Genomic DNA, 14,845 nt, shown 5'->3' with positions numbered 1-14,845 from the left:
TACAAATACTTGACAAAATGAAGCCAGGATAAAGATTGATATTATCCTGGGCTCAGGTGAAATATCATTTCAACGAGGATATTTAGTTAAATTTTTAGATTTTCTCTGCATATATTCAACAAATAAGCTGCTAATAAAAAAACATATGATAAAATGCTAACATTCAATTGAACTCTAAAAGAACTTTTATGCTGGAAAGTGACCGCTTAATCAGTACTCAAAGTACTGCCTCGGAAGAGGCCATTGATCGTGCGATTAGACCCCTAAGTCTTCGTGAGTATATAGGGCAGGATGCCGTGAGTTCGCAGATGCAGATTTTTATTGATGCAGCCAAAAAGCGAAAGGATGCCTTGGATCATGTTTTAATCTTTGGTCCTCCTGGCCTTGGTAAAACTACTTTAGCCAACATTATTGCCCATGAAATGGGTGTTAATTTGCGTCAAACATCAGGTCCTGTGATTGAACGTGCAGGTGACATTGCAGCAATACTTACCAACCTTCAAGCAAATGATGTACTCTTCATTGATGAAATTCATAGACTTAGCCCTGTAATTGAAGAAATACTCTATCCTGCAATGGAAGATTATAAACTGGATATCATGATTGGTGAGGGGCCTGCCGCACGCTCTATCAAACTGGAATTGCCGCCTTTTACCTTGATTGGAGCAACAACCCGAGCTGGGTTACTTACTTCACCCCTCAGAGATCGATTTGGTATTGTGCAGCGTCTGGAATATTATTCTGTTGATTCATTAACACAAATTGTTGCACGGTCGGCACAATTACTTAATGTAAAAACTAAACCCGAAGGAGCAAAAGAAATTGCATTGAGGTCAAGAGGCACACCACGTATTGCAAATCGTTTGTTACGACGAGTTAGAGATTATGCGGAAGTTAAAGGTGGCGGCATCATTAATGTTGATATAGCGCAAAAAGCTCTAGAAATGTTGGATGTAGACAAATATGGTTTCGATCTCATGGATAGGAAATTGCTGTTAGCAGTAATTGAACAATTTAATGGAGGTCCGGTAGGAGTTGATAGCATAGCCGCAGCAATTGGTGAGGAAAAGGGCACAATCGAAGACGTTTTGGAACCATTTTTAATACAACAAGGATTCCTTATGCGCACACCAAGAGGTAGAATAGCCACACCACGAGCGTACCAGCATTTTGGTTTAAACACTGTGGAACAGGATTGATCAATGGATGCTACAACCGTGCATCAACAATCCTTTCGTGTTTACGCTGAAGACGTAGACTACATGGGAATTGTTTATCATGCGAACTATCTTTGTTATTTTGAGCGGGCTCGAACAGAAATGTTAAGGCAAAATAATTTAATTCTGTCTGATTTAATGAAACAGGATACTCTTTTTGCTATATACGATGCACATGTTCGTTATAAAGCACCTGCTCGATTAGATGATTTGTTAACAGTTAAAACTCAAGTTCAACAATTAGGAGCTTGTAGTTTTTTATTTGAGCAAACCATGCAAAATCAGCAAGGCAAAGTAATTTGTGAAGCTAAAATTCAAGTGGTATGTGTGGATAGCAAACTGAAACCAAAACGATTTTCACTTGATTAAAGAGTTGTTATCGTTGCCGGCTTGCAGGTAAAACTATAATCCGATGACGATTAATAAAATAAGATCTTGGTACTGGAGATAATATAAATGGGTAATCAAGCAAATGTATTAATGTACTTTATGCAAGCAGGTCTAGTTGTTAAATCAGTCATGATGTTACTCGCTGCTGCTTCCATTACTTCATGGACATTAATATTTCAACGCGCCTGGTTTTTTAATCGTAAAAAACAGCTCACTGATTCTTTTAATCAAAGATTTTGGGATAGCGGTGATTTAAGCAGACTTTATGCAGATATCGATAGTAATTCAGAAGAACGAGATGGTATGGCAGCTATTTTCCATGCTGGCTTTAAAGAATTTGTACGGGCTAGAAAACTAGGCAATGTAATTATTGAACCCATCCAACGAGTTATGCAAATTACCCATGCAAAAGAAGCAGAAAAGCTGGAAAAACATTTACCGTTTTTTGCTTCCGTCGGCTCTATTGCACCTTACGTAGGATTATTTGGTACTGTTTGGGGGATAATGACCTCATTTCAGGCATTAGGCCATGCTCAACAAGCAACCATCGCTATGGTCGCTCCAGGTATTTCTGAAGCGTTAGTAGCCACAGCTTTGGGCTTATTTACAGCAATACCGGCAGTTATTGCATATAACCGATATACAACGCGTGCTAATGATTTATTAAATCGATTTGACTTGTTTCAGGAAGAATTAATATCGCTTATAGAACAACAAAACAGTGAAACTGTAAGAGGGTAGAATTTGAAATGATCAGAGCAAAAACCAAACGTGAGCGTCCCATATCAGAAATTAATGTCGTACCTTATATCGATGTAATGTTGGTTTTACTTGTTATCTTTATGATCACAGCACCAATGCTAAGTCAGGGAGTAACTGTAGATTTGCCTAAAGCCGCAAGCCAGAATTTGGCACCTACAGATAGAGAACCTATTATTGTTTCAGTGAATCAGCAAGGTACTTATTTTCTTAATATCAGCAGCACACCCGCTGAGCCTATAGAGTCCCAAGCTTTAGTTGTTCGTGTCGCTGCAGAGTTGGAATTAGCAAAGCAATCAGGCCAAAAGCTTAATGTTTTAGTAAAGGGGGATCAGGGCGTTGCATATGGAAAGGTTGTTCAGGCAATGGCTTTACTTAAGCAAGCAGGTGCAGAACAAGTAGGATTGTTGACTGATTCAGAGCAAGAAAAATCAGAGGGGCAAGCATGATAATCGATCCAAGTTATCGTAAACCTTTTTTTGTCGCAATTGGCTTGCATCTTTTTTTAGTGGTGATGCTTTTGACTGATAACTCAAGCCAACGGCCTGTTTTAACTGCTGAAACGAAGAACACGCCTGGGGTAGAGCAACCAATCGCTGTGAAACCACAAACTGAAATAGTGAAAGCGGTTAGTGTCGATAACAAACAGGTTATGGAAACAGTCAATCGTTTGAAACAGGAGCGTGAGCAACAAAAAAGGGCCGAAATTAATCGACAAAATGAACTCAAGCGACAGGCTGAAGCGGCAAGGCAACAAAGAATAAAAGAACAACAACAACTTGCTCGACTTAAAGAAGAAGCGAATAGAATTGCTATTGCCCGTAAAAAACAAGCAGAGGAAGAAAAAAAGCGATTAAAAAAACTTGAAGAGCAAAAGGCATTGGAAGCTAAGCGTATTGAAGATTTAAAGAAACAAAAAGAAGAGTTGGTTAAGCAACAGAAACTGGAAGCGAAAAAGCTTGCTGATTTGAATAAGAAAAAAATGGCAGAGAAGGAACAAGCTGAAAAATTAAAAGAGGAACAAGCCCGAAAAGAAAAAGCTGCGCTTGCAAAAGCAGAAATGGAACGAAAAAATCAAGCTGAGGCTGCAGCTGCAGCAAAACAAGCACAAGCAGCAGAAAATGCCGCGAAGCAGGCACGTATTGCTGGTGAAGTTGATAAATATAAAGCGCTCATTGTTAATGCTATAGGTAGGAACTGGATATTACCTGAAAATGTTGACAGTAGCTTATCAAGTCAATTCAGAATACGCCTTGCTCCCGATGGAATGGTATTGGAAGTTACTTTAACCCGTAGTAGCGGTGATCCATTGCTTGATCGTTCAGCGCAAACTGCTATTTATAAAGCATCACCACTTCCTGTGCCTGCAGATCAAGAAACATTTAGTTTGTTTCGCGATATAAGTTTAACCGTTCGACCAGAACAAGTGAGGGGGTAAAACTCGTGATTAACCGAATTATTACACTGTTTTTAGTATTTTTTACGCAGCAAATTTTTGCTCTTGATTTAGAATTGACCCAAGGGATTAATTCAGCTTTACCTATAGCAATCAACTCTTTTGGCTCAAATAATACATCTCAAGAAATCGGACAAATTATTGAAAATGACTTAAATTTATCAGGTCAGTTTCGAATTGTTTCTGGCCCACAAGGCGCGAACTCACAATCATCAATTAGTACTTTAAAACAGCTCGGTGCTGACAGTGTTGTTACGGGGCGTGTTAACCAAGTAGGAAGTCATTATGAGGTGAGTTTTACTTTAACTGATGCAGTAGCTAATGGAGCGACTTTATTAACAAAAACCTATCAAATCAGCGCCAATCAAATCAGGCCTTTAGCACATCATATTAGTGATGAAATATACCAAAAGTTGACAGGTGAAAAGGGGATTTTCTCTACCCGCATTGCTTATATTTCTGTCCAAAGAACTAGGAGCAGTACCCATTACTCGCTTGAAGTGGCTGATGCGGATGGACATAATCCACAAAGCTTGTTGATTTCATCCGAGCCTATTATGTCTCCAGCGTGGGCTCCTGATGGTAAAACTATTTCCTATGTTTCTTTCGAGAAAAAACGAGCACAAATATTTACTGTTTCAGTTGAGACAGGCCAAAGACGTTTAATTACTAGTTTCCCAGGAATTAACGGGGCACCTGCGTGGTCTCCGGATGGCAGGGAATTGGCTGTAGTGTTATCTAAAAGTGGGACACCAAAAATATACAGTATAGACATCAATACCGGGAATATGAAGCAATTGACCTTTGGTGACGCTATTGATACTGAACCACGGTATGCTCCGGATGGAAAAAGCTTATTATTTACCTCAGGTAGAGGTGGTTCACCTCAAATATATCGATTATCTTTAGCCAATGGCCAAGTAAGTCGAGTAACGTTTGAAGGCAACTATAATGCGCGTGCTTCTTATACTCCAGATATGAAAAATATCATTATGTTGCATCGCGACGACAAGCAATTTAACATAGGATTACAAAGTGCAAGCGGTGGGCCAATTGTAAGCCTGACATTCTCTGGCCGCGATGAGTCTCCATCTATTGCACCCAATGGTCGTTTAATTCTATACGCGACCCATAATCAAGATAAAGGTGTACTGGGTATCGTTTCTCTGGACGGTAGAATAAGAATGAGACTCCCCGCGCGAGAAGGAGATGTACAAGAACCTGCGTGGTCTCCCTATTTGGGTTAATTATGTCACGAATTATTTATGTGCTTGTTTTGTGTTTAGGGTTTTTAAATTGCTATGCTTGGAATGCGGCAGGCCACAAGGTCGTGGCACAAATTGCCTACGATAATTTATCACCAAAAGCGAAAGACATGTGCTATAAATATCTTCGTTCGCGCAGGCATAACACACCTAACTCGAGTTTTGTTAGTGCTTCAACTTGGATGGATGAAATTAGGTGGAGGGAAGTATATTGGTATGATGTAATGCATTATATCGATATCCCTTTTTCCAGTGATGGAACTCGCTTACCTCCTGTTGAAAGTACTAATGCAATAAAGGCAATTAAACAAGCATCGTCTGTGCTTACCTCTAAAAAAACGAATCCATCAGACAAAAAACTTGCATTACGGATGTTAATTCATATTGCAGGTGATATACATCAACCTTTACATGCCGTAACCCACGTCAGTGCACAACACCCGAAAGGGGACCTAGGTGGTAATTTATTCTTTTTAGGGAAAAACCCAGTAGGGGCTAATTTACATCAATACTGGGACAATGGGGCTGGTTTTTTTCTTGGGCAATATGATGATGCGCGAATTAAAAGCACAGCGCAGCAATTAGAACAAAAATTACCTTGTTCAGATATTGATGCCCAGATTAAACCTGCTAAATGGGCAAAAATGTCCCATAAACTGGCCTTAAAAAATGTTTATCAAATTAATCCTAATGAAACGCCTAGTGATAAATATCAAGAAAATGCTCAGCTATTAGTTCAAAAACAGGCTACTTATGCAGGATGCCGGTTAGCTGCATTGCTGAATAAGATTGCACAAACATAGTTTTTTGTACTATTCAAAAGGAAAGCTTGTGATTGCTGTTGCAATAGCTGAAACTGAATCTGTGAATTAGCGATGTGTACAAAACTCAAGGCTCGTCTGCGGGAAATAGGTGGAATTAAATAAAAGGTCAACATATTCTATTTAGTGAACCGTATTTTCAATATACTCAAAAGTTCTTTTGTGTAAAATTATCTTTTGCACCTTCGTCAAGATTTTCCTGTAATGCTAACTGGTCATACAGTTCAACTAGCTTGCCTATTAATTTAGGAAAGTTATTTTCGAGCAGTTCCTTCTTCTTCACATTCTTAGCATGATGCAATCGAGTGACAGCATGGGGTTTATTGAGTGTTGAATAGGCTTTTTTGTGTGTTTTTTCAAAGTTGTTTTCTGCTTTTTCCAAGTCTATTATATTTTTATTGAAATCCTTAATCAGGTTATTCAACTGAAGTGAAAACTCCGTGCTTTTATCCTTATGCAATTTGATTTTAAGACTGATTAATTCAACAAAAATATTAAACAGCCATTGATAATGCAATAAATCGAATAAGTCTAGTTTGTAACAAAGACATGGAGCTAAATTGTTTTGCAAGAGTTTGATTGCTTGATCTGATGAGCATGGGGCCTCAAATAATGGAAGCTGTCTGCGAGTATTTTTTGTGAAGAAGGGTATAATTGAATATTTAGTAGTTTCTATTATTGCTGGTTTAGCACTTAATTCCTCACTAACCCAAGGTATGGTTTCCTTACAAAGATAAAGATGAAGTTTATATTGCTCTTCTGCATGTTTCTTCAGGTAAAAATCAAGTTTTTCTTCTTCTGTACTTGCTATTCCCGTGTTTATAACCTCAATTTTTAGTCGGTTACTTTGGGATTGATAGTGCTCTATAATTGTTTGAGGCTCAGTATCATCAAATACCACAAATTTAGCTTCATGTGCCTTCTTAAATTCGTCCTCATTAAGTAAAATAATGACATTTGAAATACCAACTTTATCAAGTTGGTACAAGTGTCCAAAAGGAATATCGGTATATTCTACGTTTGACCAAATTACTGCAGTTTTCATTTGTATTTACAATTTGGTTAGCATGCATATTTATTAAATATAGCTTAGGAAATGGAGTATTTTGATATAGACGATGATAATCAGTGGCGAATAGGTGGTTGGCAGTACTCAACAATTATTGCCGATATATGTTGCTTATGAATACTGTAATGACACATCCCTTTTCTCCGCACCTGATTTTGCAAAACAACCCAAGTCGGCAAAAGCATATTATAATTTGTTGAATAATGGCGAGAAAGATTCTTGGTTTCGTGAGGGTTCTATGTTGGTAGTGGTTCTGCTTTTAAGAGCATTGATATGAACCAAGAGTAGATGGGATCAGTTTTAGAACTGATTCAATCAAGTGGGTTTTATTGGTTTAGCAGAGTTTACCTAAATGTACATTGCGAACATACATTAATCTTAAGTCACTCCATTCTCATTTAATGTGTATTTAAACTTCGAAATATATGATGAAAAGCAGAATATAAATATTGTGCTATATTTTAGAGGCAATTGTTTAAAAATAGGATTTTTTCCTCAATGAAAAGGAATTATAAAAATGAATAAATTATTTGCAAAGATGGGTATATTTAGCTTATTAATGAGTGTTTCTTTATTTGGTTGGACCGGACCTTGCAAAGTCATTGCAATTACTTGTATGCAAAATGGTTATTTTAAAGGCGGGGAGAATGCGGGTAAAGAACTAGTCAAAGACTGTGTTTTACCTGTCGCAATGGGTAACAAACAATTACCAAATACCAATTTTAGTCCAGAACAATTGCAACAATGCAAAATGAAGTTAGCAGAAAAAGTAAAAAGTAAAATGCAACAAAAAATGCAACAGTAACATTTAAACTCCTCACCCCTTGAGGGAGAGGAGTTTTACCTTATTCCTTTTGTAATGATTCCATCACAGCCCCTAAGAAGCGAGTTGCTTCGCCTCCAGTTACTGCTCTGTGGTCAAAACTAAGTGATAGGGGAAGTATATTATGTGCTTCTACAGATCCTTGGGTAGTGACAACCGCTCCTTGATAGAGTCTACCCACGGCTAAAATGGCAACCATTGGCGGAACAATAATTGGACTTGCAAAGCGGCCAGCAAATTTTCCAAAATTAGAAAGGGTTATCGTTGCTCCTTTCAATTTATCTGCAGTAATTTCTCGATTACTGACAGATTTTTTAAAATCATTAATCATTTTTCGCAGATCGGCATCGGAAAGTTTTGCCGCATCATGAATAACAGGTACAAACAAACCTTCCTCATTATCCATTGCTAAACCGAGGTGCACCTGCTCAAAACATTGTCGTGCACTATGTTTTGTATCAAACCATGCATTTAAGGCGGGTTCTTTGTTAGCGGCATAGATTATTGCTCGAACAAGGCGAACTGTAATATCAGTACCAGGCTTCCAAGCACTAATATCTGCTTCATCAAAAATACTTACGGGAACAACTTCGGCGTGAGATTGAACCATACTGTTGAGCATTGCGCGTCTTACTCCGCGTAGAGGTTCAAAGCCTGCTGGAACTTCGGAGTTTTTATCTGCTTGCGCCTGAACATCATTACGAGTAATGACACCAAATTCTCCGGTTCCTTTAACTGTAGATAAATCAACACCAAGTTTTTTAGCAAGCATTTTAACAGCTGGTGTTGTCTTGATACGATTTCTACTACTGTGTTGGGCTCCAATAGTGAAGTTATCTTCAAAGATTTCACTACTTTCTTCTAAGTTACCGACAACTGTTCCTTTATCTGCAGCTTTGGCACTTGTTGATTCAAAAGCTACCAAAGGCTCACCCGTTTTAATTACATCTCCAGGGTTACCGTATAATTTGCTAATAGTTCCAGACTGAGGACAAGGTACATCAACTACTGCTTTTGCAGTTTCCATAGAAACTAAAGGTTGATCTGCTACTACTGTATCACCTTCTTTGACAAACCATTCATGAATCTCAGCATCCGGTAGGCCTTCACCCAAATCAGGTAGATTGAATATATTCATTATTACTCCATTATGCTCATAACGCTGTTTTTAATACGTGTAACACTGGGTATGTATTGTTTTTCCAGTTGGAAATACGGCATTACAGTATCATATCCAGTTACCCGTTGAACCGGAGCCATTAACTCAGTCATAGAATTTTCCATAATCTGTGCTGAAATTTCGGCACCAACTCCACAAGTTTTTGCTCCCTCATGAACGATAACACAACGTCCAGTTTTCTCAACTGAGGCTAGAATTGTTTCGATATCTAGTGGTTTAATTGTTGCTACATCAATGACTTCACAAGAAATTCCTTCATCACCCAATTGTTTCGCTGCTTGTTGCGTTTCGTGAATACTAGCGCCCCAACTTACTAATGTAACGTCATCACCTTGTTGCAAAGTAAAACATTTACCTAGAGGAAGAGCCTCGCCATTATCTTCCACAGGTTGTTTGACCAAACGATAAATTCGTTTTGGTTCAAGAAAAATTACGGGATCTGGATTACGCATAGCCGCTAAGAGTAAGCCATAAGCTCGTCGTGGAGAGGAGGGAATCACAACCTGTAAACCAGGAATATGAGCAAATAATGCTTCGGTGCTTTCTGAATGATGTTCAGGTGCTCGAATACCACCACCAAAAGGAGCGCGGAACACAAGTGGGCAGTGTAGTCGCCCGCGCGTCCTATTACGCATACGAGCGGCATGAGAAATAATTTGGTTCATGGCTGGATAGATAAATCCCATGAATTGGAATTCAGCAACAGGTTTCAGACCCTGTATTGACATACCAATTGCTAATCCAGCAATCATGGATTCTGCTAGAGGAGTATCAAAAACTCTTTTTTCACCGAATCGTTCTTGTAATCCTACTGTGGCACGGAAAACACCACCATTTTTACCGACATCCTCTCCAAAAACCACAACATTTTCATCATGTGCTAACTCATAAGCCAAAGCCTGAGTTACTGCTTCAATTAAAGTAATATCAGGCATGAGTTGCTTCCTCCATAGCTATTGCACGTTGCTCCACTAAATACTCAGGTAGTTCCGCATAATGATAATCAAAAATGCTACTAATCGGTTGGGTCTTCATACTTAAATATTCATTAACAGCTTCTTCAACCTCTTTAGAACACTGGATTACCAAACTCTCTTCATCTTGAGCATTCCAGATCTTATGTTCTATAAGAAATTCTTTGAATCGCGTTATAGGTTCTTTCGGTTTTGCTTTTTCAACTTCTTGACATGGTTGATACCGGGTTGCGTCATCAGCTGTGGTATGATCCGATAAACGGTAAGACAGGGCTTCGATTAAAGTCGGCCCCTCACCACGGCGTGCTTTTTCAATCGCATCACCAATAATTTGTCTTGTTGCAAGAATATCATTTCCGTCAATTTGCATGCCTGTAAAACCAGCAGCTATAGCTTTTTGGGCAATAGTTTGTGAACCAGTCTGTTGATTTCTGGGTACTGAAATTGCCCATTGGTTATTATTAACTATAAAAACTACAGGTAACTTCCAAGTACCTGCAACATTCATGGCCTCGTAGAAATCACCTTCTGAAGTACCACCTTCACCCAGGCATACTACCGCAACACGTGGTTGATTTCTGTATTGAAAGGCAAATGCAACGCCTGCTGCATGTAAGCACTGAGAGGCGATGGGCACACATATTGGTAAATCTTCCGAGTTACATGAAAACTGACTGCCGCGCTCATCTCCACCCCAAAATGCTAAGATTTCAGACATTTTTACACCGCGTTGAAATTGAGCCGCATAATCTCGGTAATAAGGCACAAAAACGTCTTCAGGACGCATGGCATGACCTATAGCTGCTGAAATTGCTTCTTGTCCATTAATCGGAGCATAAGTTCCCATTTTACCTGTTCTTTGCAAAGCGATAGCTTTTTTATCGAAAGTGCGTGTAAGAACCATGATTTTATAAAGTTCTTTGAGCGCAGAATGATCATGGGCAAAAGGAGGTAGTTGACCGACCAGTTTTCCATTCTCATTTAAAAATTGAGTATATGTAATATCAAATTGAGCAACTGTTGCCATGTAAGGCTCCTTGTCAATAAAGCGTTTGCATAGCATACTCACAAATTAATTCAAAAACCAGAGAATAAGTAAGAAACTTGTAGGCTACTGAAGCATAGAGGAACCTGCGAAATGTCTAAAATACTAATCATCAGGTTCGCGTCGCTTCACTCAGCATCTGTATTAAAGAAAGTTTTTGTAATAATTACCTAAGAGGAACATTTTGAGTCAAATTGTATTATATTCATTGGACTATAGCGATTCATTACATGAGTACTATCAAAAATTGCACCATTTACCGGGTTTTGTTCTTCTAGAAAGTACAGACCGTTTTCATGGACGTTATGATATTATCAGTGCTTATCCTTATGATTTTATTCAAATCGAACAAAATTGCCAAGATTTGCCGGGTTTATTAAAGAGAATAAATCAAATCTTATCGCCCGTACCTTCTGTGGTGGATCTTCCTTTTCAAGGCGGTGCTCTTGGCTATGTTTCATATGATCTTGGTGCAAAGTTAATAGGGATAGACTCTAGTATACAGCCTACATTAGAGAATATGCCTTTGCTGGACTTTGGATTATATGATTGGGCAATTATTGTAGATCATCATCAAAAAGAAATAACATTATTTGCTGCAAATATGCATCAATCAACTCCCAAAGTAGTTGATGAAGTATTGGAACTGTGGAATGCCGTTAGCAAGCAGCCTTGTGATGCGTTCATTAAAAGTGATTTTACTCCTTTGTTGGATAAACAGGATTACATGAATGCTTTTTCTTCCGTATATCAATTTTTAAAAGAGGGAAGAAGTTATCAGGTCAATCTTACTCAACCATTTCATGCTGCTTATGAAGGAAATAGTTGGGCATTTTATAAAAAAATCTGTATGAAAAACCCTGTGCCTTTTTCCGCCTTTCTAAGGACTCCCGCAGCTGATATTTTAAGTTTTTCACCAGAACGTTTTCTTTTCTACGACGAAGGAAAACTAGTTACATCGCCAATTAAAGGGACCATTGGACGCTCCACGAATGAAGCTGAGGATGATGGGCTAAAAAATAAATTGTCATCTTGTGAAAAAAATCGAGCCGAGAATGTAATGATCGTTGATTTATTGAGAAATGATCTGGGTAAAATTGCTAAATCTGGCTCGGTGAATGTGACTAATTTATGTGAAATACAAAGTTATAATTCAGTTCATCATTTAGTAAGCACAATTGAAGCTCAATGTTTGCCAACTATTCTGCCATTTGAAGCATTTTTGTCTTGTTTTCCAGGTGGTTCTATTACAGGAGCACCCAAAATTGAGTCTATGAGAATTATTGATGAACAAGAGTCTTATGCTCGCGGGGTTTATTGTGGGGCTATAGGCTATTTTTCGCGGCATGGGCGATTTGACACGAACATTGCTATTCGAACGATTACCGCTAAAGAGAATATTTTACATTTAGCTGCTGGCGGTGGAATAGTTATTGACTCAGACTGTGAAGATGAATATCGTGAATGTTTTATCAAAATAGCAGCGGTTATTAATGGACTTAAATGAATTTAAAGGGAAAAAACTTGAGCATTCGGCAGTAGTTGTCTTGTATGAACAATTATCTGATTCATTAATTCTGACGCAACGCAGCGATCAATTGCGCACCCATCCAGGAGAGATTTGTTTTCCTGGTGGTACATGGGAAGAGGGGGATGAGAATTATTATGTTACGGCGCTTAGAGAGTTGTATGAAGAGTTAGGTATTAACCCAGAACGCATAACCCTAATCAAAGAATTAAACACTCAAAAAACACTATTAGGAAGTATTATTCATCCTTGGCTTGCGAGCATCGAGTCGGTACACCCATATCAATTAAATTATCATGAAGTCGTCCGCTTAATCTCGATCCCAATGGCACTAGTACAAGATGCTCAAAATTATAAAGAATTTATGATTAAACGTGACGGTCGCCGTTATGTCACTTGTGAGTTTACTGCGAATAAGGATTGGGTGTGGGGAGCAACAGCTCGCATAATGAAACAATTGGTAAAATAAAACTTCTTTTGACACGTCACTAAAGAGTGACATTGTTGCGGAGTAGCGATACTAAGGGACGAGAGTTAATTCTATTCAATTTAGACATCCCGGGCTTCGCTGTGTGCTTCACCCGGGTACATATTTATATAGCAACAGCCGGTTTTTTTTCGGGGTGGCTGGGAGAAGTATGGGAATCTTTAAGTGCCCGACGAAGAATTTTCCCAACATTTGTTTTTGGGAGTTCATCATAGAACTCAACAATTTTGGGAACTTTATAAGCAGTTAGATGCTCTCGGCAATAAGCAATAACTTGTTCTTCAGTTAAATCAGGATCTTTTTTAACAACGCATGCTTTGACGCGCTCACCAGACTCCTTGTCAATTACACCCACTACACCAACTTCTAGAACACCAGGATGCATTGCAATAACTTGTTCCACCTCATTAGGATAAACATTAAAGCCAGATACGAGTAACATGTCTTTTTTGCGGTCGACTAAATAAATAAAGCCTTCTTCATTCATTTTGCCGATGTCACCTGTTTTTAAGTAGCCACTTTTAGTAAACACCAAAGCGGTTTCATCGGGTCGTTTCCAATATCCTGGGGTTACTTGTGGACCTTTAATGCATATCTCTCCGCTTGTTCCTATAGGTACTTCATGTTCGTCATCATCAAGAATAACGACATCGGTAGAAGGGATAGGCACTCCTATACTCCCGCTATATTCGGTCATATTCATGGGATTCATGATGGCCGCGGGACTGGTCTCAGTTAATCCATAAGCTTCCAGTACCGGTGTTTTGGTGACCTCACGCCATTTAAGAGCTACACTCTTTTGTAACGCCATGCCTCCGGCAAGTGAAATTTTTAGTTTACTGAAATCAACTTCTTTAAATTTGGGTTGGTTCAATAAACCATTAAAGAGTGTATTAACACCGGTAATTGCTGTAAAACCTACTTTTTTGATTTCTTTGATAAAATGTCCCATATCACGAGGATTCGTAATCAGTACATTTCTTGCTCCATGTTTCAAGAAGGTCAAACAATTAGCCGTGAGCGAGAAAACATGGTAAAGAGGAATCGCAGTAACAATAATATCATCGCCATTGATACCTATCACAGGTCTAATCCATGCATCTGCTTGCAAGACATTAGAGACCATATTGCCATGAGTCAAAATGGCACCTTTTGCAACGCCTGTTGTGCCTCCGGTGTATTGTAAAAATGCAATATCATCATGCTCTAAATCAACATGATGTATAGGTGCTTGTTTTCCCTCAAGTAACACATAGTTAAACGCGACTGCATGAGGAATGTTATAAGCAGGTACCATTTTTTTAACATACTTTATTATTGAATTAATAATTAGTCGTTTCGGTGTTGGGAAAAGATCTGCTATTTCAGTCACAATGACATGTTTTAATGTCGGAATGGAATTTAATCCTTTTTCAACCGTTTTTGCAAAATTAGCAAGCACGACGATCGCCTCGGCTCCAGAATCATTCAACTGATGAACAAGCTCGTCCGTAGTGTAAAGTGGATTTGTATTAACAACAACATAACCTGCCCGTAAGATTCCAAACAGAGCCACTGGGTATTGAAGAACATTAGGAAGCATGATTGCTACTCGAGTTCCTTTATCCAGTTTAAGCTGCTGGAGATAAGCAGCAAAATCTCGACTTAACTCATCCAGCTCACTAAAAGTAATACTACTCCCCATATTGCTATATGAGATTTTATTAGCATGACGCGTGCAGGATTCTTTAAACAAATCTACGAGGGAAGAATATTGACTTGGGTCAATTTCATGGGGAACTCCTTTCTGATATTGTTCAAACCACCGTTTATCCACCTTAATATCCTTCTG

General features: G+C 38.7%; 16 protein-coding genes. 11 read left to right on the top strand and 5 right to left on the bottom strand.

Going from position 1 to position 14,845, the window contains the following annotated elements:
* The first annotated feature begins 188 nt into the window (after positions 1-188).
* The 7 genes from ruvB to DGG96_RS12635 all read left to right on the top strand — a co-directional run bounded on the left by ruvB (position 189) and on the right by DGG96_RS12635 (position 5,890).
* On the top strand, positions 189-1,199 hold the full coding sequence (ruvB, locus tag DGG96_RS12665; protein ID WP_110143030.1) for a Holliday junction branch migration DNA helicase RuvB: 1,011 nt from the start codon (positions 189-191) through the stop codon (positions 1,197-1,199).
* A gap of 3 nt (positions 1,200-1,202) precedes the next feature.
* Positions 1,203-1,586, top strand: a complete 384-nt coding sequence (locus DGG96_RS12660) for a YbgC/FadM family acyl-CoA thioesterase (protein WP_110143029.1) — start codon at positions 1,203-1,205, stop codon at positions 1,584-1,586.
* A gap of 87 nt (positions 1,587-1,673) precedes the next feature.
* A complete protein-coding gene (gene tolQ / locus DGG96_RS12655) occupies positions 1,674-2,348 on the top strand; it encodes a protein TolQ (RefSeq protein ID WP_058469471.1) in 675 nt (224 codons plus the stop codon).
* A gap of 8 nt (positions 2,349-2,356) precedes the next feature.
* Positions 2,357-2,815 carry a protein TolR gene (gene tolR, locus DGG96_RS12650; protein WP_110143028.1) on the top strand — a complete coding sequence of 153 codons (459 nt, stop codon included), beginning with the start codon at positions 2,357-2,359 and terminating at the stop codon, positions 2,813-2,815.
* Positions 2,812-3,804 carry a cell envelope integrity protein TolA gene (gene tolA, locus DGG96_RS12645; RefSeq protein ID WP_110143027.1) on the top strand — a complete coding sequence of 331 codons (993 nt, stop codon included), beginning with the start codon at positions 2,812-2,814 and terminating at the stop codon, positions 3,802-3,804. Before tolR ends, tolA begins: the two co-directional genes overlap by 4 nt.
* Positions 3,805-3,809: 5 nt before the next feature.
* Entirely contained in the window at positions 3,810-5,069 is a 1,260-nt protein-coding gene (tolB, locus tag DGG96_RS12640) for a Tol-Pal system beta propeller repeat protein TolB (RefSeq protein ID WP_110143026.1), read from the top strand.
* Positions 5,070-5,071: 2 nt separating this feature from the next.
* A complete protein-coding gene (locus DGG96_RS12635) occupies positions 5,072-5,890 on the top strand; it encodes a S1/P1 nuclease (RefSeq protein WP_165831612.1) in 819 nt (272 codons plus the stop codon).
* A gap of 166 nt (positions 5,891-6,056) precedes the next feature.
* Here the strand turns inward: DGG96_RS12635 and DGG96_RS12630 are convergent, their stop codons facing one another.
* Complete coding sequence (locus DGG96_RS12630; protein ID WP_110143024.1) at positions 6,057-6,953, bottom strand: hypothetical protein; 897 nt, start codon at positions 6,951-6,953, stop codon at positions 6,057-6,059.
* Between the two features lie 94 nt (positions 6,954-7,047).
* Between DGG96_RS12630 and DGG96_RS12625 the strand changes: the two genes are divergently transcribed.
* Both DGG96_RS12625 and DGG96_RS12620 read left to right on the top strand, forming a co-directional pair.
* Positions 7,048-7,254 carry a hypothetical protein gene (locus DGG96_RS12625; RefSeq protein WP_110143023.1) on the top strand — a complete coding sequence of 69 codons (207 nt, stop codon included), beginning with the start codon at positions 7,048-7,050 and terminating at the stop codon, positions 7,252-7,254.
* 240 nt (positions 7,255-7,494) lie between these two features.
* Positions 7,495-7,782, top strand: a complete 288-nt coding sequence (locus DGG96_RS12620) for a hypothetical protein (RefSeq protein WP_110143022.1) — start codon at positions 7,495-7,497, stop codon at positions 7,780-7,782.
* A 40-nt stretch (positions 7,783-7,822) separates the two neighbouring features.
* Here DGG96_RS12620 and DGG96_RS12615 read toward each other — a convergent pair whose 3' ends face one another.
* From DGG96_RS12615 to pdhA, 3 genes are read right to left on the bottom strand one after another with little or no spacing between them, the layout of a single operon-like run.
* Positions 7,823-8,938 (bottom strand): dihydrolipoamide acetyltransferase family protein, encoded by a 1,116-nt coding sequence (locus DGG96_RS12615; protein ID WP_110143021.1) that lies wholly within the window; start codon positions 8,936-8,938, stop codon positions 7,823-7,825.
* Between the two features lie 2 nt (positions 8,939-8,940).
* Positions 8,941-9,915, bottom strand: a complete 975-nt coding sequence (locus DGG96_RS12610) for an alpha-ketoacid dehydrogenase subunit beta (protein WP_110143020.1) — start codon at positions 9,913-9,915, stop codon at positions 8,941-8,943.
* Positions 9,908-10,981 carry a pyruvate dehydrogenase (acetyl-transferring) E1 component subunit alpha gene (gene pdhA / locus DGG96_RS12605; RefSeq protein ID WP_110143019.1) on the bottom strand — a complete coding sequence of 358 codons (1,074 nt, stop codon included), beginning with the start codon at positions 10,979-10,981 and terminating at the stop codon, positions 9,908-9,910. The genes DGG96_RS12610 and pdhA overlap by 8 nt, the downstream gene beginning before the upstream one ends.
* A gap of 202 nt (positions 10,982-11,183) precedes the next feature.
* On the opposite strand from pdhA, the gene pabB reads away from it, so the two are divergent.
* Positions 11,184-12,506, top strand: coding sequence for an aminodeoxychorismate synthase component I (gene pabB, locus DGG96_RS12600; RefSeq protein WP_110143018.1), 1,323 nt, complete (start codon positions 11,184-11,186; stop codon positions 12,504-12,506).
* On the top strand, positions 12,493-12,996 hold the full coding sequence (locus DGG96_RS12595) for an NUDIX hydrolase (protein ID WP_110143017.1): 504 nt from the start codon (positions 12,493-12,495) through the stop codon (positions 12,994-12,996). Before pabB ends, DGG96_RS12595 begins: the two co-directional genes overlap by 14 nt.
* Before the next feature lie 124 nt (positions 12,997-13,120).
* On the opposite strand, the gene DGG96_RS12590 is transcribed toward DGG96_RS12595, so the two are convergent.
* A complete protein-coding gene (locus DGG96_RS12590; protein WP_110143016.1) occupies positions 13,121-14,830 on the bottom strand; it encodes an AMP-binding protein in 1,710 nt (569 codons plus the stop codon).
* Between the last annotated feature and the right edge of the window lie 15 nt (positions 14,831-14,845).

The sequence above is a fragment of the Legionella qingyii genome, from assembly GCF_003184185.1.
The sequence above is the reverse complement of the archived record's forward strand: the minus strand, read 5'-3'. Positions and strand labels throughout refer to the sequence as shown.

Bases quoted from the DNA above. Each gene is read 5' to 3' on its own strand.
- ruvB (WP_110143030.1), top strand. From the start codon at position 189: ATGCTGGAAAGTGACCGCTTAATCAGTACTCAAAGTACTGCCTCGGAA.
- DGG96_RS12660 (WP_110143029.1), top strand. From the start codon at position 1,203: ATGGATGCTACAACCGTGCATCAACAATCCTTTCGTGTTTACGCTGAA.
- tolQ (WP_058469471.1), top strand. From the start codon at position 1,674: ATGGGTAATCAAGCAAATGTATTAATGTACTTTATGCAAGCAGGTCTA.
- tolR (WP_110143028.1), top strand. From the start codon at position 2,357: ATGATCAGAGCAAAAACCAAACGTGAGCGTCCCATATCAGAAATTAAT.
- tolA (WP_110143027.1), top strand. From the start codon at position 2,812: ATGATAATCGATCCAAGTTATCGTAAACCTTTTTTTGTCGCAATTGGC.
- DGG96_RS12635 (WP_165831612.1), top strand. From the start codon at position 5,072: ATGTCACGAATTATTTATGTGCTTGTTTTGTGTTTAGGGTTTTTAAAT.
- DGG96_RS12630 (WP_110143024.1), bottom strand. From the start codon at position 6,953: ATGAAAACTGCAGTAATTTGGTCAAACGTAGAATATACCGATATTCCT.
- DGG96_RS12620 (WP_110143022.1), top strand. From the start codon at position 7,495: ATGAATAAATTATTTGCAAAGATGGGTATATTTAGCTTATTAATGAGT.
- DGG96_RS12615 (WP_110143021.1), bottom strand. From the start codon at position 8,938: ATGAATATATTCAATCTACCTGATTTGGGTGAAGGCCTACCGGATGCT.
- DGG96_RS12610 (WP_110143020.1), bottom strand. From the start codon at position 9,915: ATGCCTGATATTACTTTAATTGAAGCAGTAACTCAGGCTTTGGCTTAT.
- pdhA (WP_110143019.1), bottom strand. From the start codon at position 10,981: ATGGCAACAGTTGCTCAATTTGATATTACATATACTCAATTTTTAAAT.
- DGG96_RS12595 (WP_110143017.1), top strand. From the start codon at position 12,493: ATGGACTTAAATGAATTTAAAGGGAAAAAACTTGAGCATTCGGCAGTA.